The 21622-nt window shown below is 71.0% G+C and carries 15 protein-coding genes and 4 tRNA genes; 12 read left to right on the forward strand and 7 right to left on the reverse strand.

The window, feature by feature from the left end:
* The 3 genes from ACH4TP_RS20215 to purM all read left to right on the forward strand — a co-directional run bounded on the left by ACH4TP_RS20215 (position 1) and on the right by purM (position 3711).
* Entirely contained in the window at positions 1-816 is an 816-nt protein-coding gene (locus ACH4TP_RS20215) for an META domain-containing protein (RefSeq protein WP_398438698.1), read from the forward strand.
* Positions 817-1032: 216 nt separating this feature from the next.
* A complete protein-coding gene (gene purF, locus ACH4TP_RS20220) occupies positions 1033-2559 on the forward strand; it encodes an amidophosphoribosyltransferase (protein WP_389237919.1) in 1527 nt (508 codons plus the stop codon).
* Positions 2560-2643: 84 nt separating this feature from the next.
* Positions 2644-3711 carry a phosphoribosylformylglycinamidine cyclo-ligase gene (gene purM, locus ACH4TP_RS20225; protein WP_398438699.1) on the forward strand — a complete coding sequence of 356 codons (1068 nt, stop codon included), beginning with the start codon at positions 2644-2646 and terminating at the stop codon, positions 3709-3711.
* A gap of 141 nt (positions 3712-3852) precedes the next feature.
* On the opposite strand, the gene ACH4TP_RS20230 is transcribed toward purM, so the two are convergent.
* Both ACH4TP_RS20230 and ACH4TP_RS20235 read right to left on the reverse strand, forming a co-directional pair.
* On the reverse strand, positions 3853-4107 hold the full coding sequence (locus tag ACH4TP_RS20230) for a DUF3073 domain-containing protein (protein ID WP_388851647.1): 255 nt from the start codon (positions 4105-4107) through the stop codon (positions 3853-3855).
* Positions 4108-4397: 290 nt separating this feature from the next.
* Positions 4398-5489 (reverse strand): Leu/Phe/Val dehydrogenase, encoded by a 1092-nt coding sequence (locus ACH4TP_RS20235; RefSeq protein WP_398191514.1) that lies wholly within the window; start codon positions 5487-5489, stop codon positions 4398-4400.
* Between the two features lie 156 nt (positions 5490-5645).
* Here ACH4TP_RS20235 and ACH4TP_RS20240 point away from each other — a divergent pair, with 156 nt between their 5' ends.
* Together ACH4TP_RS20240 and bldC are read left to right on the forward strand one after the other, a co-directional pair.
* Positions 5646-6497: a hypothetical protein gene (locus ACH4TP_RS20240; RefSeq protein ID WP_398438700.1), complete on the forward strand. Its 852-nt coding sequence runs from the start codon at positions 5646-5648 to the stop codon at positions 6495-6497.
* A 561-nt stretch (positions 6498-7058) separates the two neighbouring features.
* Positions 7059-7265 (forward strand): developmental transcriptional regulator BldC, encoded by a 207-nt coding sequence (bldC, locus tag ACH4TP_RS20245; RefSeq protein ID WP_003949541.1) that lies wholly within the window; start codon positions 7059-7061, stop codon positions 7263-7265.
* 468 nt (positions 7266-7733) lie between these two features.
* On the opposite strand, the gene ACH4TP_RS20250 is transcribed toward bldC, so the two are convergent.
* Together ACH4TP_RS20250 and hrpA are read right to left on the reverse strand one after the other, a co-directional pair.
* Positions 7734-7807, reverse strand: a tRNA-Asp gene (locus ACH4TP_RS20250).
* Between the two features lie 98 nt (positions 7808-7905).
* The gene (gene hrpA / locus ACH4TP_RS20255) at positions 7906-11880 is read right to left on the reverse strand and encodes an ATP-dependent RNA helicase HrpA (protein ID WP_389237911.1); all 3975 of its coding nucleotides are present in this window, start codon (positions 11878-11880) and stop codon (positions 7906-7908) included.
* Between the two features lie 247 nt (positions 11881-12127).
* Here hrpA and ACH4TP_RS20260 point away from each other — a divergent pair, with 247 nt between their 5' ends.
* The 3 genes from ACH4TP_RS20260 to ACH4TP_RS20270 are packed head-to-tail and all read left to right on the forward strand — an operon-like array spanning position 12128 to position 14026.
* On the forward strand, positions 12128-12385 hold the full coding sequence (locus tag ACH4TP_RS20260) for a hypothetical protein (protein ID WP_398438701.1): 258 nt from the start codon (positions 12128-12130) through the stop codon (positions 12383-12385).
* 58 nt (positions 12386-12443) lie between these two features.
* Positions 12444-13196, forward strand: a complete 753-nt coding sequence (locus tag ACH4TP_RS20265) for a DsbA family protein (protein WP_398438702.1) — start codon at positions 12444-12446, stop codon at positions 13194-13196.
* A complete protein-coding gene (locus ACH4TP_RS20270; RefSeq protein WP_398438703.1) occupies positions 13193-14026 on the forward strand; it encodes a cytochrome c biogenesis CcdA family protein in 834 nt (277 codons plus the stop codon). The genes ACH4TP_RS20265 and ACH4TP_RS20270 overlap by 4 nt, the downstream gene beginning before the upstream one ends.
* A gap of 115 nt (positions 14027-14141) precedes the next feature.
* Here ACH4TP_RS20270 and ACH4TP_RS20275 read toward each other — a convergent pair.
* The 3 genes from ACH4TP_RS20275 to ACH4TP_RS20285 all read right to left on the reverse strand — a co-directional run bounded on the left by ACH4TP_RS20275 (position 14142) and on the right by ACH4TP_RS20285 (position 14424).
* Positions 14142-14215 (reverse strand) — tRNA-Phe (locus ACH4TP_RS20275).
* A gap of 22 nt (positions 14216-14237) precedes the next feature.
* Positions 14238-14311 (reverse strand) — tRNA-Asp (locus ACH4TP_RS20280).
* 40 nt (positions 14312-14351) lie between these two features.
* Positions 14352-14424, reverse strand: a tRNA-Glu gene (locus tag ACH4TP_RS20285).
* Between the two features lie 104 nt (positions 14425-14528).
* Here ACH4TP_RS20285 and ACH4TP_RS20290 point away from each other — a divergent pair.
* From ACH4TP_RS20290 to ACH4TP_RS20305, 4 genes are all read left to right on the forward strand, one after another.
* A complete protein-coding gene (locus tag ACH4TP_RS20290) occupies positions 14529-14879 on the forward strand; it encodes a metallopeptidase family protein (RefSeq protein WP_389237903.1) in 351 nt (116 codons plus the stop codon).
* Positions 14880-15023: 144 nt separating this feature from the next.
* Positions 15024-15707 (forward strand): hypothetical protein, encoded by a 684-nt coding sequence (locus ACH4TP_RS20295; RefSeq protein WP_398438704.1) that lies wholly within the window; start codon positions 15024-15026, stop codon positions 15705-15707.
* Between the two features lie 197 nt (positions 15708-15904).
* Positions 15905-18226, forward strand: a complete 2322-nt coding sequence (locus tag ACH4TP_RS20300) for a DEAD/DEAH box helicase (RefSeq protein ID WP_389237899.1) — start codon at positions 15905-15907, stop codon at positions 18224-18226.
* A 185-nt stretch (positions 18227-18411) separates the two neighbouring features.
* Positions 18412-21543, forward strand: coding sequence for an FG-GAP-like repeat-containing protein (locus ACH4TP_RS20305; RefSeq protein ID WP_398438705.1), 3132 nt, complete (start codon positions 18412-18414; stop codon positions 21541-21543).
* Positions 21544-21622 lie beyond the last annotated feature (79 nt).

Below are 21622 nucleotides of genomic sequence, written 5' to 3' on the forward strand. Positions count from 1 at the left end.
ATGCCGAAGCCACGCGCACTCGCCTTCCTGGTCCCCCTCCTGCTGCTCACCACCGCCTGCGGTACGGAGGGAGGCGCCGGGTCCGGCGGCGCGGACACCGTCTCGCCGGACCTGCCGGTCGCGGGCACGTCCTGGAAGGTCGACGCCGTCACGGTCGACGGACGCAGGTCGGTGGCGCCGGACGGGGCGCGGGTCGACTTCGGGAAGGACGGCCGGGCCCGGGGGAACGGGGGCTGCAACGCCTTCGGCGCCGCCGTCGCCGTGAAGGGGGACACCCTCACCGTCACCGTGGAGGAGTCCACCGCGATGGCCTGCGACGGCGACCGGGGGAGCTTCGAGAAGGAGTTCCTCGAGGCCTTCACCGGCTCGCTGAAGGGGACGTCGAAGGGCGACGACCTGCGGTTGACCTCGGCCGACGGGCGCGACGAGCTGGAGCTGAGCACCGAGCCGCCCGTCCCCCTGACCGGCACCACCTGGAAGATCGACGGGCTGGTCTCGGGGGAGACGGCGTCCTCCCTGGCCGCCGGCAGCGGGGACAAGGCGCGGTTCGTCCTCGGCAAGGACGGCCGGGCCACCGGCAACCTCGGCTGCAACAACTTCTCCGCGCACGTCCGCCTCGACGAGAAGGCCGGCACCCTCACCGTCGAGGGCCCGGCGGCGACCACCCGGATGATGTGCACGAGCCCGCAGATGAAGCTGGAGACGAAGCTGTACGAGCTCCTCGACGGCCCGCTGACGTATCGGCTGAACCACCGAACGCTGACCCTCACCGACGCCTCAGGCGAAGGCCTCACGGCGACCGCGACCGCCCGCTGAGAGGGCGCCGACTGCGGCGTCCGTCACATCGCGGGACCACCCCGGGCCTGGTACGAGCGTCCGCTCTCCGGGCCCCGGGAGCCGGAAACCCTTACCCCGCCTGCTTCGTAGGCCTCTCCAAGCGGCAATCGATCATTTGGTGCGATCGCACGAGTGCGGCCACCTCGGCATTTCGCCAATTCGGACCAGTGGTCGAGCCCGTCTACACTCGGAAACGTGCCACGCGGAGACGGTCGACTCAATCACGATCTGCTCCCCGGTGAGAAAGGCCCCCAGGACGCTTGCGGCGTCTTCGGTGTCTGGGCTCCGGGTGAAGAGGTCGCAAAGCTCACGTACTTCGGGCTCTACGCCCTCCAGCATCGGGGTCAGGAATCCGCGGGAATCGCGGTAAGCAATGGCTCCCAGATCCTCGTCTTCAAGGACATGGGACTCGTCTCCCAGGTCTTCGACGAGACTTCTCTCGGTTCCCTCCAGGGTCATATCGCGGTCGGTCACGCCCGCTACTCGACCACTGGTGCTTCTGTGTGGGAGAACGCGCAGCCGACGTTCCGGGCAACCGCCCACGGCTCGATCGCGCTCGGCCACAACGGCAACCTGGTCAACACGGCGCAGCTCGCCGAGATGGTCGCCGACCTCCCGAAGAAGGAGGGGCGCACCAACCGGGTCGCCGCCACCAACGACACCGACCTGGTCACCGCGCTCCTCGCGGGCCAGGTGGACGAGGACGGCACGCCGCTCACCATCGAGCAGGCCGCCGCGAAGGTCCTCCCCGACGTCCGGGGCGCCTTCTCCCTCGTCTTCATGGACGAGCACACGCTCTACGCGGCCCGTGACCCGCAGGGCATCCGCCCGCTGGTCCTCGGCCGTCTCGAGCGCGGCTGGGTGGTGGCCTCCGAGTCCGCCGCCCTCGACATCTGCGGCGCCAGCTTCGTCCGCGAGGTCGAGCCGGGCGAGATGATCGCGATCGACGAGAACGGCATCCGCACCTCGCGATTCGCGGAAGCGAAGCCCAAGGGCTGTGTCTTCGAGTACGTGTACCTGGCCCGTCCCGACACCGACATCGCCGGCCGGAACGTGTACCTCTCCCGCGTGGAGATGGGCCGCCGCCTCGCGAAGGAGGCGCCGGTCGAGGCCGACCTGGTGATAGCGACGCCGGAGTCCGGCACCCCGGCCGCCATCGGCTACGCCGAGGCCTCGGGCATCCCCTTCGGCGCCGGCCTGGTGAAGAACGCCTACGTCGGGCGCACCTTCATCCAGCCCTCCCAGACCATCCGCCAGCTGGGCATCCGGCTGAAGCTGAACCCCCTCAAGGAAGTCATCAAGGGGAAGAAGCTCGTGGTCGTCGACGACTCGATCGTCCGCGGCAACACCCAGCGCGCGCTGGTCCGGATGCTCCGCGAGGCCGGTGCGGCCGAGGTCCACATCCGGATCTCCTCGCCGCCGGTCAAGTGGCCCTGCTTCTTCGGCATCGACTTCGCGACCCGCGCGGAGCTGATCGCCAACGGGATGTCGGTCGACGAGATCGGCAAGTCGCTGGGCGCGGACTCGCTCTCGTACATCTCCCTGGAGGGGATGATCGAGGCGACCACGATCCAGAAGCCGAACCTCTGCCGTGCCTGCTTCGACGGCGAGTACCCGATGGAGCTCCCGGACCCCGAGCTGCTCGGCAAGCAGCTCCTGGAGACCGAGCTGGCCGCCGGTCCGGCCGCCACCGCGGCCGCCGACGCCCTCCGTCGCCCGTAAGACCCCCGCTGCCCGCGCCACGACCGTGGCGCGGGCAGTACGAGCAGCACGAGCTGTAGTACGACGACACGAAAGTTCTCACCCATGTCTGAGACCACCGGTGCCAGCTACGCGTCCGCGGGCGTCGACATCGAAGCGGGCGACCGCGCCGTCGAGCTCATGAAGGAGTGGGTGAAGAAGACGCAGCGCCCCGAGGTCCTCGGCGGCCTCGGCGGCTTCGCCGGCCTCTTCGACGCCTCCGCCCTCAAGCGCTACGAGCGTCCGCTGCTCGCCTCGGCGACCGACGGCGTCGGCACGAAGGTCGACATCGCCCGCCAGATGGGCGTGTACGACACGATCGGCCACGACCTGGTCGCGATGGTCATGGACGACATCGTCGTCTGCGGCGCCGAGCCGCTCTTCATGACCGACTACATCTGCGTCGGCAAGGTCCACCCCGAGCGGGTCGCCGCCATCGTCAAGGGCATCGCCGAGGGCTGCGTCCTCGCCGGCTGCGCCCTGGTCGGCGGCGAGACGGCGGAGCACCCTGGCCTCCTCGGCGCGGACGACTTCGACGTCGCCGGCGCGGGCACGGGTGTCGTGGAGTACGACCGGCTGCTCGGCGCGGACCGGATCCGTACGGGCGACGCGGTCATCGCCATGGCCTCGTCGGGTCTTCACTCCAACGGGTACTCGCTCGTCCGGCACGTGGTCTTCGACCGCGCCGGCATGACCCTCGACCAGCGGGTCGAGGAGCTCGGCCGGACGCTGGGCGAGGAGCTCCTGGAGCCCACGAAGATCTACTCCCTGGACTGCCTGGCCCTCACCCGGACCACGGACGTCCACGCCTTCAGCCACATCACGGGCGGCGGTCTGGCCGCCAACCTGGCGCGGGTGATCCCGGACGGCCTGCACGCCACCGTGGACCGCTCCACGTGGGCGCCGGGCGCGATCTTCGACCTGGTCGGCAAGGCCGGTCAGGTGGAGCGCCTGGAGCTGGAGAAGACCCTGAACATGGGCGTCGGCATGATGGCCGTCGTGCCGGCCGAGTCCGTGTACGTCGCCCTGGCGACGCTGGCGGACCGCGGGGTCGAGTCCTGGGTCGCGGGCGAGATCACCGAGCGCGGGGCGCACACGACCGGTGCCGAGCTGGTCGGGGACTACGCCAAGTAGTAACGAGCCGTACGATGCGGGGCGCCCCTGAGGGGGCGCCCCGTTTCGCGTGTCCGCAGTCCGTCGGGGGTGAGTGTGCGGACAGCACCGAAACCCGGACGGGTGACCCCGGTCCGGGTTTCGGTGATGCGATTCAGAAGGTCAAGCGCGACGCGGGGACGCACCGGGACCGGACTCGTCGTCCTCGTCCTCGTCGTCCGTGTTGTAGAGATCCGCGTACTGGGCGTACGGGTCGTCTTCCTCGTCGTCGTCCTCGAACGGCTCGCCATTCGGCGGCTGACTCGAAGTCGAAGCGCCCAGCTCATTGGCCAGACGCGTCAGGTCTGTCCCGCCGCTGCTGTACTTCAGCTGGCGGGCGACCTTGGTCTGCTTGGCCTTTGCCCGGCCGCGCCCCATGGCTCGACCCCCTCGGTGACGGGGCTCGTCGGCCCCAGAGTCTTGACACGCGTTCATGATTCGGAACGGACTCTCGGTAGAGAGACCGGTCCGTAGGGCTTCAACGGTACCTGTTTCCGTGGGTCTACGGTACGCCGCGCGCATCACATACCCCGGTACAGAACCTTCGAGGTGCCCTTTCCTCGCTGGTCAATCGCGATTTTAACCTCTTCTTGAGGGCCGACCCGCCGAAGGGCGTGAGCGAAGTCTCCCCGGCGGCCGGCCGGCCCCGCGTACGAGCGGCGCGCTGATCAGGCGCGACGGGCCTCCGCCATGCGCTGCTCGGCGATCCGGTCGGCCGCCGCGGCCGACGGAATGCCGTCGGCCTTCGCACGTGCGAAGATCTCCAGAGTGGTGTCGAAGATCTTCGTCGCCTTGGCCTTGCAGCGGTCGAAGTCGAAGCCGTGCAGCTCGTCGGCGACCTGGATCACGCCACCGGCGTTGACCACGTAGTCGGGCGCGTAGAGGATGCCGCGCTCCTCCAGGTCCTTCTCGACGCCCGGGTGCGCCAGCTGGTTGTTGGCCGCGCCGCAGACGATCTTCGCGGTGAGGGCCGGGACGGTCTCGTCGTTCAGGGCGCCGCCCAGCGCGCAGGGGGCGTAGACGTCGAGGCCCTCGACGCGGATCAGGGCGTCGGTGTCGGCGACGACGGTGACCTGCGGGTGCTTGTCGGTGATCCGGCGCACCGACTCCTCGCGAACATCGGTGATCACGACCTCGGCGCCGTCCTCCAGGAGGTGCTCGACGAGGTAGTGGCCGACCTTGCCGACGCCCGCGACGCCGACCTTGCGGCCGCGCAGCGTCGGGTCGCCCCACAGGGTCTGCGCGGCGGCGCGCATGCCCTGGAAGACGCCGAAGGCGGTGAGGACGGAGGAGTCGCCGGCGCCGCCGTTCTCGGGGGAGCGGCCGGTGGTCCACTGGTTGGTGCGGGCGACGACGTCCATGTCGGCGACGTAGGTGCCGACGTCGCAGGCCGTGACGTACCGGCCGCCGAGGGAGGCCACGAAGCGGCCGTAGGCGAGGAGGAGCTCCTCGGTCTTGATCTGCTCCGGGTCGCCGATGATGACGGCCTTGCCGCCGCCCAGGTCGAGTCCGGCCATGGCGTTCTTGTACGACATGCCGCGCGACAGGTTGAGCGCGTCGGCGATCGCCTCGGCCTCGGTGGCGTACGGGTAGAAGCGGGTGCCTCCGAGGGCGGGGCCCAGGGCGGTGTTGTGGATGGCGATGACGGCCTTGAGGCCGGTGGCGCGGTCCTGGCAGAGCACGACTTGCTCGTGGCCACCCTGCTCCGAGTGGAACAGGGTGCTCAGTACGTCAGCAGGAACGCCGGTCACATCGGTCACGGTGGTGACTCCCAAGTACGAAGCGGCGGTTTGCGGCCCTCCCTACGGGTGGGGGAGGACCAGTTCGGCAAGAGGGTAAGTCCTACCTGGGCGTAGATCGGCCGCAGTGCTCAGGATCACCCCCTCGCGGAGTACCTCCGTGGAAGGATTTGCGACATGTCGGTCGCCCCCACGGTCCCCGTTCCCTACGCGTCCTATCTGCGGGTGTACGAGCCGCTGGCCGCGTTCCCCGAGCCGGAGCGGTCCCACTGGGCCCGGTACGCCCGCCGGCCGAGCCTCCCGGGGGCGCAGGAGGAGCTGCGGCGTTCGCTCGCGGACCTGCTGCCGACGCCCCCGGTGCCGGTGCCGGTCCACGAGAGCGGGGAGGCGTTCGTCGCGCGTCTGGACGGGGCGGTGGTGATCTGCCCGTGGCGGACCCGGTTGCGCGGCTGGCTGGCGCTGGAGGAGCTGGCGGCCGGTCCGTATCCGGCGCCGGTGCTCGACGCGATGCTGCCGCCCGTGGTGCGCCTCCAGGTGGCGAGGGACTACGAGCGGTGGCTGAGCCGGAACCCGGACGCGCGCCCGTGGATCCGCACCGGGCTGTGGCACGTGCCGTTGCGCTGGTTCGCGCTCTTCGGCGACGAGGAGCGGGAGTACGAGCCGGGGGACCGGGCGGCGGGCCGGGCGCCGGTGCTGCGGTACCGGACGACGATGGCGCAGGCCCGGCGGCGGCTCGCGCGGGCGCTGAGGGCGCTGCGGGAGGCGATCGACGACGGTCCGATGACGGAGGGTCTGATCGAGGTGGGGCGCTGGCTGGAGGAGTTCCATCCGCGGGCGCTCGTGGAACTGGACTTCGGGGGTCTGGTGCACGTGGTGCCGGACGGGTGGCTGGCGGAGGAGCGGTCGGCGGTGCAGCTGGCGGAGGGGATCGCGGCGCTGCGGGACGGGGACGGGGAGGCGGCGAGCGAGGTGTACGGGCGGCTCGCGGAGCGCTGGCGGTCCGTCAGGGACCTTCGCCTCGCGAACTGACATCAGTCGGACAGACTTCGTCAGGTCGGTATCGACAAGACATGTCCGACCGGTGTAAATGATCTTCAAGGTGTTGGCCGGATCCGGATGGCCGGGTCTTTCGCACCGGTTCGGTGGGGCCGTTGGTCCCGATCCGGGCCTTTGGCTCAAGCGTGACGGACAGCACGTAACGCACCCTTGCGCCCATCACCCACCCTCGTGCCAAAATAGGACAAGGAGTCCGGGGAGGGTTCCTTCCGCCCAAGTTCGGGCGGAACGCTCAGCATTGCACTCTATGGGGGGTCTGAGGACTCCTGATCGCTCTGTGACTGATCGTCACAGTGGCGTGACTGTCCGTTATGGCATGGTCAGTCGACTTCCGCCGCTGATGAACACCTGCGAGGGCAATTCCATCGGTTTGGCCGACGCGGCTGGACGGATGGTGTAGTTGTAGTGCCGAGGACAAGCCGTTCGTCCTATAACCGACTCGACCCGCTTCTGCCATTTCGGGCATGGCGGGTCAAGGTGCAGAATTTAGAGGAAAGAACCGAGATTGGTTCGGTTCTCCCGAGGAGGCCGCTCATGACCGCTCGCACCCCTGATGCCGAGCCGCTGCTGACCCCTGCCGAGGTTGCCACGATGTTCCGCGTGGACCCGAAGACGGTGACCCGTTGGGCCAAGGCCGGAAAGCTCACGTCCATCCGCACCCTGGGTGGGCACCGCCGGTACCGCGAGGCCGAGGTTCGCGCTCTGCTGGCGGGCATTCCGCAGCAGCGCAGCGAGGCCTGAGGTCGCGCAGAACCCCGCAGGACCTAGCAACACCCCGTAACACCGGGCCCGTCCGGATCCCCCAATCCGGTCGCCCACCCCTCAGTACTGCCGACGGGCGCCTGCCCCAACAGGTCTTCGTCAACGATCGCGCTGGACTCCGCCGGGTCCAGCGCGATCTTTTTGTGCCCGCGCCGCACCCCGTGCCGCACCCTGTCCCGCGTCCCCGCCGCACCCCTCCAGGGTGGTGCAATTGCACATATTAAATCGGGGTCGTGTAGGGAGGGAGTAAGTGTGGTCGTTCTCGAAACGGTTTCAGTGACACCCGTCACACCGGGGAAGCCTTGCCAAGGAACAGCCTGCCACCTCCGGGGCCGCCCCCAACCCGCCGTTGGTCACCGGCCGATGGGACTTTCGTCCCCGGGTGGGACGAGGGGTGCGGGAACACGAAGAAGGCCCGCATCTCTCGATGCGGGCCTTCTCGGAAGGCGACTCTGACGGGACTTGAACCCGCGACCTCCACCTTGACAGGGTGGCGAGCTAACCAACTGCTCCACAGAGCCTTGCTCGCAGCCACTCGTAAGCGGCTGCGAGACAGACTGTACAGCAGGTCAGGGGGTCTGGTCGAACTCACCCACGGCGAGGTCCCGGTCACGGGTCCTTACGGGGCCGCCGCGTCGATCGCCTTCACGATCCGCTTGTCCGAGATCGGGTACGCCGTGCCCAGCGCGTGGGCGAAGTAGCTCACCCGCAGCTCCTCGATCATCCAGCGGATGTCGGTGACCTCGGACGGCACCGGGCGGCCCTTCGGAAGCTGCTCCAGGAGCCAGGCGTACTCGTCCTGCATCTCCTGGACCTTCTCCATCCGGGTGGTGTCCCGCTGGACCCCGGTGGGCATCTGCTGGAGCCGCCGGTCCACCGCCACCAGGTAGCGCATCAGGTCCGGGAGCCGCTTCAGGCCCGTACGGGTGACGAAGCCGGCCGGCATCAGCCAGGCGAGCTGCGCCTTCACGTCGGTCAGGTTGTTGATCAGGGCCAGGCTGTTCGTCGACTTCAGCCGGCGCTCGCACGCCTGCCAGGCCGCCAGGATCTGCTGGACCTGGCCCACCGTCCGCACCGTCGTGTCCACCAGGTCCGCGCGGACCCTGTCGTACAGCTTCCGGAAGGACTCCTCGTCCCAGGCCGGGCCGCCGTGGTCCGCGATCAGCTTGTCGGCCGCGGCGGTCGCGCAGTCGTCGAAGAGGGCCTGGATCGAGCCGTGCGGGTTCGACGACAGGGCCAGCTTCTGCTGGTTGGTCAGCTTGTCCGAGGCGAACTTCGCCGGGTTCACCGGGATGTTCAGCATGATCAGCTTCCGGGTGCCCCGCCACATCGCCTGCGCCTGCTCGGCCTCCGAGTCGAAGAGCCGGACCGCCACGCTGTCGCCCTCGTCGACCAGCGCCGGGTACGCCTTCACCGGCTGCCCGCCCCGCTTGGTCTCGAAGACCTTCGTGAGCGTCCCGATCGTCCAGTCCCTGAGCCCCGTGCGCTCCAGGGAGGGCCCGGAGCCGTCCGGGCCGCCCGTCGCCGCCGCGGCGGCCTTGGAGAGCGCCTGACGGGCCTTGGGGCGCAGTTTCAGCCGCAGCGTCTCCAGGTCCTTGTCCTCGGCCAGCTTCCGGCGCCGCTCGTCGACGATCCGGAAGGTCACCTTGAGGTGCTCGGGGACCTTCGCCCAGTCGAAGTCCTCGGCCGTGACCGGGACGCCGACCATCCGCTGGAGCTCCCGGGCGAGCGCGCCCGTCAGCGGCTCCTGGACGGGGACCACGGAGTCCAGGAAGCGGGTCGCGAAGTTCGGCGCCGGGACGTAGTGGCGGCGGATCGGCTTCGGCAGGGAGCGGATCAGCTCCGTGACGACCTCCGCGCGCAGACCCGGGATCTGCCACTCGAAGCCCTCGTCCGTCACCTGGTTCAGCACCTGGAGCGGCACGTGGACGGTCACGCCGTCCGCGTCCGCGCCCGGCTCGAACTGGTACGTCACCCGGAACTTCAGCGCGCCCTGGCGCCAGGAGTCCGGATAGTCGTCCTTGGTGACCGCCCCCGCCTTCTCGTTGATGAGCATCTCGCGCTCGAAGTCGAGGAACTCCGGCTCCTCGCGGCGCTTGTGCTTCCACCAGGAGTCGAAGTGGGCGCCGGACACGACGTGTTCGGGGACGCGCTTGTCGTAGAAGTCGAAGAGCGTCTCGTCGTCGACGAGGATGTCCCGGCGCCTGGCCCGGTGCTCCAGCTCCTCGACCTCGGTGAGGAGCTTGCGGTTGTCCGCGAAGAACTTGTGGTGGGTGCGCCAGTCGCCCTCGACGAGCGCGTTCCGGATGAACAGGTCGCGGGAGACCTCCGGGTCGATCCGCCCGTAGTTCACCTTGCGGTCGGCGACGATGGGGACGCCGTACAGCGTCACCTTCTCGAAGGCCATCACGGCCGCCTGGTCCTTCTCCCAGTGCGGCTCGCTGTACGTCTTCTTCACCAGGTGCTGCGCGAGCGGCTCGATCCACTCGGGCTCGATCCGCGCGTTGACCCGGGCCCACAGGCGCGAGGTCTCCACCAGCTCGGCGGACATGACGAAGCGCGGGGGCTTCTTGAAGAGCGCGGAACCGGGGAAGATCGCGAACTTGGCGCTGCGGGCACCCAGGTACTCGTTCCGGCCGCCGCCCTCGCGCTTCGGGTCCCGGCCGCCGTCCTTGGACTCCTTCACGTCCTTCAGACCGATGTGGGAGAGGAGACCCGCGAGGAGGGAGACGTGCACGGACTGCTCCGGCGCGTCCTCCTCGTTCAGGTGGATGCCCATCTGCTTCGCGACCGTCCGCAGCTGGGCGTAGATGTCCTGCCACTCGCGGATGCGCAGGAAGTTCAGGTACTCCTGCTTGCACATCCGGCGGAAGGAGCTGGAGCCGCGCTCCTTCTGCTGCTCGCGGACGTACCGCCACAGGTTGAGGAAGGCGAGGAAGTCGCTCGTCTCGTCCTTGAAGCGGGCGTGCTGCTGGTCGGCCTGCGCCTGCTTGTCGGACGGGCGCTCGCGCGGGTCCTGGATGGACAGCGCCGCCGCGATCACCATGACCTCGCGGACGCAGCCGTTCCTGTCGGCCTCCAGGACCATCCGGGCCAGCCGGGGGTCCACGGGCAGCTGGGACAGCTTCCGGCCCTGCTGCGTGAGCCGCTTCTTCGGGTCCTTCTCGTTCGGGTCGATCGCGCCGAGCTCCTGGAGGAGCTGCACGCCGTCCCGGATGTTCCGGTGGTCCGGCGGGTCGATGAAGGGGAACTTCTCGATGTCGCCGAGGCCGGCCGCGGTCATCTGGAGGATGACGGAGGCCAGGTTCGTACGGAGGATCTCCGCGTCCGTGAACTCCGGACGGGTGAGGAAGTCGTCCTCCGAGTAGAGGCGGATGCAGATGCCGTCGCTCGTACGGCCGCAGCGGCCCTTGCGCTGGTTGGCGCTGGCCTGCGAGATCGCCTCGATCGGGAGGCGCTGGACCTTGGTCCGGTGCGAGTAGCGCGAGATGCGGGCGGTGCCCGGGTCGATCACGTACTTGATGCCGGGGACGGTCAGCGAGGTCTCGGCCACGTTCGTCGCGAGGACGATCCGGCGGCCGGAGTGCGCCTGGAAGACCCGGTGCTGCTCGGCATGGGAGAGCCGGGCGTAGAGGGGGAGGATCTCGGTGTTGAAGAGCTTCTTCTTGAGCAGCGCGTCCGCCGTGTCGCGGATCTCGCGCTCGCCGGAGAGGAAGACCAGGACGTCGCCGGGTCCTTCCTTCTGGAGCTCGTCGACCGCGTCGCAGATCGCGGTGATCTGGTCCCGGTCGGCCTCCTCGCCGTCCTCTTCGAGGAGCGGGCGGTAGCGGACCTCGACCGGATACGTACGGCCGGAGACCTCGACGATCGGGGCGTCGCCGAAGTGGCGGGAGAAGCGCTCCGGGTCGATCGTCGCGGAGGTGATCACGACCTTGAGGTCGGGGCGCTTCGGCAGCAGCTGGGCCAGGTAGCCGAGCAGGAAGTCGATGTTGAGGGACCGCTCGTGGGCCTCGTCGATGATGATCGTGTCGTACGCGCGCAGCTCGCGGTCCGTCTGGATCTCGGCGAGCAGGATGCCGTCCGTCATCAGCTTCACGAAGGTCGCGTCCGGGTTCACCTGGTCGGTGAAGCGGACCTTCCAGCCGACGGCCTCGCCCAGCGGGGTCCTCAGCTCCTCGGCGACGCGCTCGGCGACCGTGCGGGCGGCGATCCGGCGGGGCTGGGTGTGCCCGATCATGCCCCGGACGCCCCGGCCCAGCTCCAGACAGATCTTCGGGATCTGCGTGGTCTTTCCGGAGCCCGTCTCACCGGCGACGATCACGACCTGGTGGTCGCGTATCGCCTCCAGGATCTCGTCCTTCTTCTGCGAGACGGGCAGTTGCTCGGGATACGTGACCGGGGGCACGCGGGAGGCGCGCCCGTCGACGCGCTCCTTGGCCTTGGCCGCCTCGGCGGCGATCTCGTCCAGGACGGCCGCGCGGGCCTCGGGCTTGCGGATGCGGCGGGCGCCTTCGAGACGGCGGCCGAGCCGGTGGGAGTCCCGCAGCGAGACCTCGGCCAGGACGGACTGGAGGGCGGCGAAGGAAGTAGACATACGGGATCCAGGATCGCACCTGCCGACGAGAAGCGGCGAACCCATTTACGAAGGGGGCGGAGCGGCCGTGCGTAGTATTTCGGGCATCTGGCCCGGACCGGAGAGGTTTCGCATGTTCCGCACCACCCGCGCGACGGCGGCGTTCGCCGCGCTGCTGGGTCTGGTGCTCGGTCTGCTGGTCTGCGGTGTCTCTTCTCCCGCGTTTCCCGGGGAAACGGCTCACGTGTTTCCCGGGGAAACGGCTCTCGTGGACACGGCCCCGGTCGTGACGGCCGCCACCGTGCCCGGCTGCGACCCCGGCCACCTCCTCGACGAAGGGGCCCCGGGTCCCGTCGTACCGCCGCGCGCCCACGGCTTCGCCGAGCTGCTGCCGGCCCTGGCCGCCGACCGGGTGGCCCCCGGGGTCCGGCAGCCGGACCCCGGAACCCCGGCCGTGCCGCCCGGCCGGGAGCCGCCCGCGTGCGTACCGCTGTCTCCCGTGGAGCTGAAGGTCCTGAGGGTGTAGACGGACGGTTCCGCCTCCGCCGTCCTTCCCCTTCCCTCTCCTCCAGGAGCGCTTCCGCATGTCCAAGACCGCGTCCAAGACCGCGTCCAAGACCAAGCCGATCATGATCGTCTCCGGGGTGGCGGCCGCCGCCGTGCTGCTCGGCGTCGTCTCGTACACCGCCACCAAGCCCGCGTCCCCCGGCGCCTCCGGCTCCTCCTCCGCCGCCGAGGTCTCCGTCGACCCCTCCGCCGGTGTCTACGCCGAACTGGAGGCCTACGCCCGCCGCGACCCCGCCGACAAGCTCGCCCTCGGCCGTGCCGACGCGCCCGTCGTGCTCATCGAGTACGCCGACTTCAAGTGCGGGTACTGCGGCAAGTTCGCCCGCGACACCGAGCCCGCCCTCGTGAAGAAGTACGTAGGGAACGGCGCCCTGCGCATCGAGTGGCGGAACTTCCCGATCTTCGGCGAGGAGTCGGAGGCCGCCGCCCGCGCCTCCTGGGCGGCCGGGCAGCAGGGCCGGTTCTGGGAGTTCCACAAGGCCGCCTACGCCGAGGGAGCCAAGGAGAAGGGCTTCGGCAAGGACCGCCTCGCCGCCCTCGCCAAGGAGGCCGGCGTCCCCGACGCGGCCCGGTTCGCGAAGGACGCCGACGGGAAGGCCGCCCGTGAGGCCGTCGGCAAGGACCAGGAGCAGGGGTACGCGCTCGGCGCCACCTCCACCCCGTCCTTCCTGATCAACGGCCGCCCGATCGCCGGCGCCCAGCCCCTGGAGACCTTCACGGAGGCCATCGAGGCGGCGGCGAAGACCGCCTCGTCGAAGGGCAAGCAGTGACCTCGGGCATCGGCTACTTCGCGGCCTTCCTCGGCGGTCTCCTCGCCCTGCTCAGCCCGTGCAGCGCCCTGCTCCTGCCCGCCTTCTTCGCGTACTCGATCGACACGCGCGCGAAGCTCGTGGCCAGGACCGGCATCCTCTACGCGGGACTGGCGACGACCCTCGTCCCGCTCGGCGCGGCCGGGTCCCTCGCGGGACGCTTCTTCTACGGCCACCGGGACCTGCTCGTCACCGCCGGAGGCTGGCTGATCATCGGGCTCGGCGTCCTCCAGATCCTCGGCCTCGGCTTCACCTCCCGCCGGATCGCCGAGGCCAGCGGCCGCATCCGGCCCACCTCGGCGCTCTCCGTCTACGCCCTCGGCCTGGTCTACGGCCTCGCCGGCTTCTGCGCGGGCCCGATCCTCGGCAGCGTCCTGACCGTGGCGGCGCTGAGCGGCAGCCCGGCGTACGGCGGCCTGCTCCTCGCGGTGTACGCGCTCGGCATGGCCGTCCCGCTGTTCGTCCTGGCGCTGCTCTGGGACCGGTACGAGCTGGGCCGGCGGCGCTGGCTGCGCGGCCGTCCGCTCCGTATCGGCCGCTTCGAGGTCCACTCCACCTCGCTGCTCTCGGGCCTCTTCTTCATCGCCCTCGGCACCCTCTTCCTCGTCTTCGACGGGACGACCGCGCTGCCGGGCCTGCTGTCGGTGGACGAGTCCTTCGCCGTGGAGGAGCGGGTCGCCTCCCTCGGCCGTGCGGTGCCGGACTGGGTGCTGCTCGTCGCGGTCGTGGCGGCGGTGGCGGCGGCGCTCGCGGTGCGGGGCCGCAGGGCGCGGCGGCGCGAGGAGGTCTGAGCCGTACGGGGAAGGGGCGCGGGCCCCTTCCCCGTAGCGCCGCTCCCTGTTTCACGTGAAACGAGACAGGCCAAACGAAGAAGGCCCCGTTCTTTCGAACGGGGCCTTCTCTCTGTGGCTGGGGCCGGGGTCGAACCGGCGACCTATCGCTTTTCAGGCGATCGCTCGTACCAACTGAGCTACCCAGCCACGAAGCTGTTTCCAGCTTCAGCGACTCTGACGGGACTTGAACCCGCGACCTCCACCTTGACAGGGTGGCGAGCTAACCAACTGCTCCACAGAGCCTTGCTTGTGTGCGATCACTAGTCTCGCACACGATCCTGCGTGCCCCCAACGGGATTCGAACCCGTGCTACCGCCTTGAAAGGGCGGCGTCCTGGGCCACTAGACGATGAGGGCTAGAGGCTCACCTGCGCACTTCTCAGTGCGTCGGGGACGTGAGAAGCATATGGGATGGCGGCCGGTATCGCCAAAACGGTTTCCGACGGAGGGAGAATGGGCCCGTGCTGGAGATGACGCGCGAGGAGTTCGAGGAGCTCGTCGCCGAGGCCCTGGACCGGATCCCGCCGGAGCTGACACGGCTGATGGACAACGTCGCCGTGTTCGTCGAGGACGAGCCCTCCCCGGACGATCCCGAGCTGCTCGGGCTCTACGAGGGGACGCCGCTGACCGAGCGCGGCGAGTGGTACGCCGGGGTGCTGCCCGACCGGATCACGATCTACCGGGGGCCGACGCTGCGGATGTGCGAGTCGCGCGAGGAAGTGATCGAGGAGACCGAGATCACCGTCGTGCACGAGATCGCCCACCACTTCGGCATCGACGACGAACGGCTGCACGCGCTCGGCTACGGCTGAGCCGGCCCGCCGTCGTCGGCGGGCCGGTGGCCGGCGGTGGCCGGATCGGGTGGGTGCGTGGGGGCCGTGTCCCTTGTGGTGCCTGGGGAGTTGGGCAGTGCGACGCGTTCCGTTCCTGCCTGTTGTGTCCTGGAGGTGCCCCCCGTGCGCCATTTGCCCACCCCGGTGAGATGGGCCGCCACCGCGCTGGCCGTCGCGGCCTGTGCCGGTCTGAGCGGCTGTATGAGTGTGAGTGACGAGGGGGCGAAGCCGGCGCCCGGCGCGTCCGGGGGGAAGCACGGCGCGGCGGCCGGGACCGACACCGGCGGTGGCGTCCAGGGCGGGGACGGCGGCTCGTGGAACGGCCGGCCGGAGAGGGGCGGGCCGGCGCCGGCCGGTGCGGGCAAGGAGTCCCCGGTCCCGAGCGGCTCGCCCTCGGGCACGGTGAAGCCCTCGCCGGGCGCGGTGCTGCCGGTGGAGGGCCCGGGCGGCTCCGGCGGGCCGTCGAAGTCGCAGCCGCCCGGTGGCGGCCACGAGGTCCCGGGCGGCGGCCCGGGCGGCAGCGGCGGGAGCGGGAGCGGCGGCGGCAGTGGCGGGAGCGGCGGCGGAGGCGTCGGGGGCCCGGGCGGCGGCGGGTCCACGCCCACGCCGGAGCCGACCCCGCCGAGCCCCGAACCGACCCCGGAGCCGACCTCGAACCCGACCCCCGAGCCGACCCCGGAGCCGACCTCGAACCCCACCGATCCGCCGACGCCCGGCACCGACACCCAGATGGGTGCCATGCGGGCGGCGGACGGGCCGGGCGCGCCTCCGGAGCCGGAGGCGTCTCCGCAGGTCGGGCCGGTGTGACGTAGTCCGATTTGCCACAGGTGGGGGAGGGTGCGTATGGTGGTAGATCGTTTGATCCCATTGCCCGGCGCCGACACAGAAGAGCGCCGTGTGGCGCGTACTCTCCCTAGCCGTGGCTGACCGCATTGAGGCGGTCGTTTGCGAAATCACGGAGTTGACGGGCGCGTGCCGAGACTCCGGAAGGTTTCGCATTTCGCATGTCCATTTTCAGTTCTGACCACGCCGTCATGCCCGAGAACGACGAGATCGTCGAGGCCGTAGAGGCCACCGAGATCGTCGAGGCCGTCTCCGACGAGATCGTCGAGACCGTCGAGATCGAGGCCGACGACACCGACGTCGAGGACTCCGTCGAGGAGCCCGCCGAGCCCACCATCACCTTCGGCGACCTCGGTCTGCCCGAGGGCGTCGTGCGCAAGCTCGCCCAGAACGGCGTCACCACCCCCTTCCCGATCCAGGCGGCGACCATCCCGGACGCCCTGGCCGGCAAGGACATCCTCGGCCGCGGCCGCACCGGCTCCGGCAAGACCCTCTCCTTCGGTCTGCCGCTGCTCGCCACCCTGGCGGAGGGCCACACCGAGAAGAAGAAGCCCCGCGGCGTCATCCTCACCCCGACCCGTGAGCTCGCGATGCAGGTCGCGGACGCCCTCCAGCCCTACGGCGACGTGCTCGGCCTCAAGATGAAGGTCGTCTGCGGCGGTACGTCCATGGGCAACCAGATCTACGCCCTGGAGCGCGGCGTCGACATCCTCGTCGCCACCCCGGGCCGTCTGCGCGACATCATCAACCGCGGCGCCTGCTCCCTCGAGAACGTCCAGGTCGCCGTCCTCGACGAGGCCGACCAGATGGCCGACCTGGGCTTCCTGCCCGAGGTCACCGAGCTGCTCGACCAGGTCCCCGAGGGCGGTCAGCGCCTCCTCTTCTCCGCCACCCTGGAGAACGAGATCGACACCCTCGTCAAGCGCTACCTGGTGAACCCGGTCACGCACGAGGTCGACCCGTCCGCCGGCGCCGTCACCACGATGACCCACCACGTCCTCGTCGTGAAGCCGAAGGACAAGGCGCCGGTCACCGCCGCCATCGCCGCGCGCAAGGGCCGCACGATCATCTTCGTCCGCACCCAGCTGGGCGCCGACCGCATCGCCGAGCAGCTCCGCGAGGCCGGTGTGAAGGCCGACGCCCTGCACGGCGGCATGACCCAGGGCGCCCGTACGCGCACCCTGGCCGACTTCAAGGACGGCTACGTCAACGCGCTCGTCGCGACCGACGTCGCCGCCCGAGGCATCCACGTCGACGGCATCGACCTGGTCCTGAACGTGGACCCGGCCGGCGACCACAAGGACTACCTGCACCGCTCGGGCCGCACCGCCCGCGCCGGCCGCTCCGGTGTCGTGGTCTCCCTGGCCCTGCCGCACCAGCGCCGTCAGATCTTCCGCCTGATGGAGGACGCGGGCGTCGACGCCTCGCGCCACATCGTCGGCGGCGCCGGCGCCTTCGACCCGGAGGTCGCCGAGATCACCGGCGCCCGTTCGCTGACCGAGGTCCAGGCCGACTCCGCGAACAACTCGGCCAAGCAGGCCGAGCGCGAGGTCGTCGACCTGACCAAGCAGCTGGAGCGCCTCCAGCGCCGTGCCGTCGAGCTCCGCGAGGAGGCCGACCGCCTGGTGGCCCGCGCCGCCCGCGAGCGCGGCGAGGACCCGGAGGCCGCCGTCGCCGAGGTGACCGAGGCCGCCGAGGCCGAGATCGCCGCCGCCGCCGTCGAGGCCGAGCGCGCCGCGAAGGCCGAGGAGCGCCGCGAGGAGCAGCGTTCGACCTACCGCGACGAGCGGGGCAACTTCGAGCGCCGTGACCGCGGTGACCGCGGTGGCTTCAACCGTGACGACCGCGGTGGCTTCCGCCGTGACGACCGTGGTGACCGGGGCGACCGTGGCGGCTTCCGCCGTGACGACCGTCCGTCGGGTGGCTTCCGTCGTGACGACCGTCCGTCCGGTGGCTTCAACCGCGACGACCGCGGTGGCCGTTCCTTCGAGCGCCGTGACAACGACCGTCCGTCCGGTGGTTTCCGCCGTGACGACCGTCCGTCGGGCGGCTTCAACCGCGACGACCGGGGCGACCGTGGCGGCTTCCGCCGCGACGACCGTCCGTCGGGTGGCTTCCGTCGTGACGACCGTCCGTCCGGTGGCTTCAACCGCGACGACCGTGGCGGCCGTTCCTTCGAGCGCCGTGACAACGACCGTCCGTCCGGTGGTTTCCGCCGTGACGACCGTCCGTCGGGCGGCTTCAACCGCGACGACCGCGGTGGCCGTTCCTTCGAGCGCCGTGACGACCGCCCCGCCGGCGGCCACCGCGGCAGCGACCGTCCGTTCAACCGCGATCGTCGTGACGACCGCCCCGCCGGCGGCTTCCGCTCGGGCGGCGACCGCCCGTACGGCCGTCGTGACGACCACCGCGGCAGCACCGGCTCGACCGGCGGCTCCTTCGGCCGCCGCGACGACAAGCCGCGCTGGAAGCGCAACGGCTGAGGTCGGCTGACCTGACGTAAGCAGGGCCCGTACGAGCACCCCGGTGCTTGTACGGGCCCTGTCTCGTACCGGAGTTCGACGGGATACGCTCAGCCGGACGAGGTGGGTGAGGAGCGCCGGCCAGGGGGCCCGGCGAAGGCTCCTCCCCGCATCCACATCAGGTTTCCCCGGGGAGGGACCTCTCTTTGACCCGTCACCCACGCGCGCGGCGACCTCGCGCGCGTACCGCCGTCCTCGCCGCAGCGCTCCTGGTCTCGGGAATCGGCCTCGCGCCGACCGCGACCGCCGAGCCGGCCGGGGGCATCGACCAACTGGACATCATGCCGAACTGGCGGACCGTACCCCGTCAGGAGACCGTCACCGCGGTCGGCACCACGGGCTACACGCACGAGACGGAGGACTCCGACCCGTCCTCCGGCGGACAGCTGGAGTGGACCGACTTCGCGAGCGGCCGGAGCGTCCCGCTCGGATACGGGAAGGACGACGCGTCCTTCGCCGGGTCCGGAGTCGGCGGACGCTGGCTCCACCTCCAGCACGGCATCGGCACCCACTACCTCCGCAACGTGGAGACGGGCGCCGAGCAGCTGTTCGACGTGCCGCGCGACGCGAGCTACCGGGGGCTGCTCGGCGACACGCTGCTCTTCCAGCAGTACGCCTCCGCCGAGGACCTCTCCACGACGACCGGCTACTACCTGGTGCGCGCCGACGCCCCGGCCGGGGCCCGCGTCCCGGTCACCGGGTGGCCCGCCGACGCGGACCTGCACCACGCGCGGCTCGTGGCCGGTGACGACTCCGTGGCCGTGATCCGCTTCGGCCGGCCCGCGGAACCGTCCGCGTACGACTACACCGACCTCGGCGTCGTCGACCTGGGCACCGGGCGGATGACCGTGATCGAGGCGCCCACCCCGGCCGCGAGCGTGCTCGTCGCGCCGGTGGCCGTGAGCCCCGAGCGGATCGCCTGGGTGGACGGGAACCGCACCGTGCACGTGCGGGAGCGCTCCGACCTGACCGGCGCCGAGCGGAACTTCGCCCTTCCCGAGGGCCTGGGCGCCTCCCGCATCGGCCTGGTCGGCGACTGGGTGCTCGCCCTGGGCGACGCCTCCGGCACCGACGCCGCCCTCCGGCGGAAGCTCGTCGCGCTGCACCCCGACGGGCGCTCGCAGACGCTCCTGGAGCGGGCCGAGGGGGAGATCAACCAGATACCCGGCGGCGGCGCCGCCGTCGTCGGCGGCAGCTCCGCCACCGACTGGTCCCTCCTCAAGGCCGTCCCGGGCGAGGACGGCGGCGCGCCGGTCCTGGAGAAGCTGCGCCGGCTCGCACCGCTCCCGGCGAAGACCGACGCGCTCGCGCTGGGCGCGGGCCGGCTCACCACCCTGGAGCAGGACGGCCCGAAGGGGCCCGGTTTCTACGGCCGGACGCTGCCCGTCGGCCCGGTCCACACGGGGCAGTCCGCCCCGGCGTGGCAGGGCGTCGAGGCGAACGCCGACTGGAACGACTCGGCCTCGCTCTTCGACACCGGAGACGGCCGCACGGTCTCCTACCCCCGGATCCCGGACACCCAGCGGGCGGTCATCGCCCGGAGCGCCACGGGGAAGACGACCCGCGTCACCGTCGACGGCGACAGCGACGGCTGGATCGGCGACGCCTTCGGCCGCTGGGCGGTCGTCCAGACCGGGCGGCCCATGTTCCCCGGTGAACTCGCCGCCGACGCCGAGACGGTCGTCGTGGACCTGGACGCGTCGAAGGTCGTGTCGCGGCGGGAGCAGGCCGCCGTCGCGCTGTGGGGCGACACGCTGTTCACGAGCACGGACACCGACGGCGAGGTCGCCCGCGAGGACCTGGCCACCGGCAAGGCCCTCGGCAAGCTCGCGACCGGCTCCGGCTGCCCGCTGACGGAGCTCCAGACCGCGGGCGGGCGCTGGCTCTACTGGGCCTGCGCCCGGTACGCGAAGCAGGGCGTCGTCGACCTCAAGAGCGGTACGAAGATCGCGCTGCCCCGCTCGTACGGGGAGGGCGGCCTCCTCGGCGACGGCTACTACGTCGACCAGAACAGCGCGAACCTCCGGATCACCGACTTCCACGCGGGCACGCCGGCGACCCGTACGCTCGTCGACTCCACGCCCGTGTACGGCGCCCGCCGGGCGGCCTGGACCGTCGACCGGTTCGGCGGGGGCGTCGCGTACGTGGACGCCGACGACCGCGTCCACGTGGTGTGGCCGGGCGTGCCCGCCTCCGGCCTCACCGCCGCCTCGGCGAAGGTCCCGGCGAGCATGCGGGCGAAGGACGGCTGGAAGGCGTCCTGGGCGCTGTCCAAGCCCGCGTCGACCTGGCAGCTGACGCTGCGGGACGTGTACACCGGGGCCGTGATCCGCACCCTCGGCGGCGGCGAGACCCGGGCCCGTGTCGAGGCCGTCTGGGACGGCCGCGACACGGCGGGGAAGCCCGTCCTGAACGGCCGGTACAGCTGGCACCTGGCGGCGAGCACGGCGGACGGCCAGGGCGCCGACCTGTCCCTCACCGGCACGGTCTCGGTCACCGGCGGCCGCCCGGCGTGGCGGGACCTGGCCGGGAACGACACGCAGGGCGACCTCCTCGCGATGGACACCGCGGGCCTGGTCTCGCTGTACAAGGGCACCGGCTACGGCACCCTGTCGGCGCGGATCGCCGGTACGGGCGCCAAGTTCGCGACCTCGTCCGTCCTGGTGCCCTTCGGCGACGTGAACGCCGACGGCTGCGCGGACGTGCTCGTCCGGGTCGGCGACCAGCTGCGGGCCTACCGGCCGGGCTGCGACAAGGTGGTCTCGGCCTCCTCCCCGTACACCGTCATCGGCTCGGGCTGGGGGCAGTACGACGTCCTCACGTCCCCCGGCGACCTGAACGGCGACGGCTACACGGACCTGGTCGCGCGTCAGGCGTCCACCGGCGACGTGTACTTCTACGGCGGCACCGCCGACCACCGCGTGAAGTCCCGCGTCCGCATCGGCACCAACTGGAAGCTGTACAAGAAGCTCCTCGGCGCCGGCGACCTCAACGGCGACGGCCGCGGCGACCTCCTCGGCGTGGACGCCTCCGGTGTCCTCTGGCGCTACTACTCCACCGCCACCGGCGGCGTCACCGCGCGCGTGAAGGCCGGCACCGGCTGGGGCATCTACTCCTCCCTCGTCGGCGTCGGCGACCTCTCCGGCGACGGCTGCGCGGACCTCGTGGCCCGCGACACGACGGGCAAGCTCTTCGCCTACGACGGCACCTGCCGCGGCACGTACGGCTCCCGCCGCCTGGTCGGCTCCGGCTGGAACACCTTCAAGGCCCTGTTCTGACCCCCCGCCCCGCCGCGGGCCCGTCCGGCACCGGCCGGGCCCGCGGCGCGGCCGATGCCGGATACTCGATCGGTTCACG

Origin of the sequence: Streptomyces sp. NPDC021012 (assembly GCF_044333355.1) — a bacterium.
Lineage (GTDB): Bacteria > Actinomycetota > Actinomycetes > Streptomycetales > Streptomycetaceae > Streptomyces.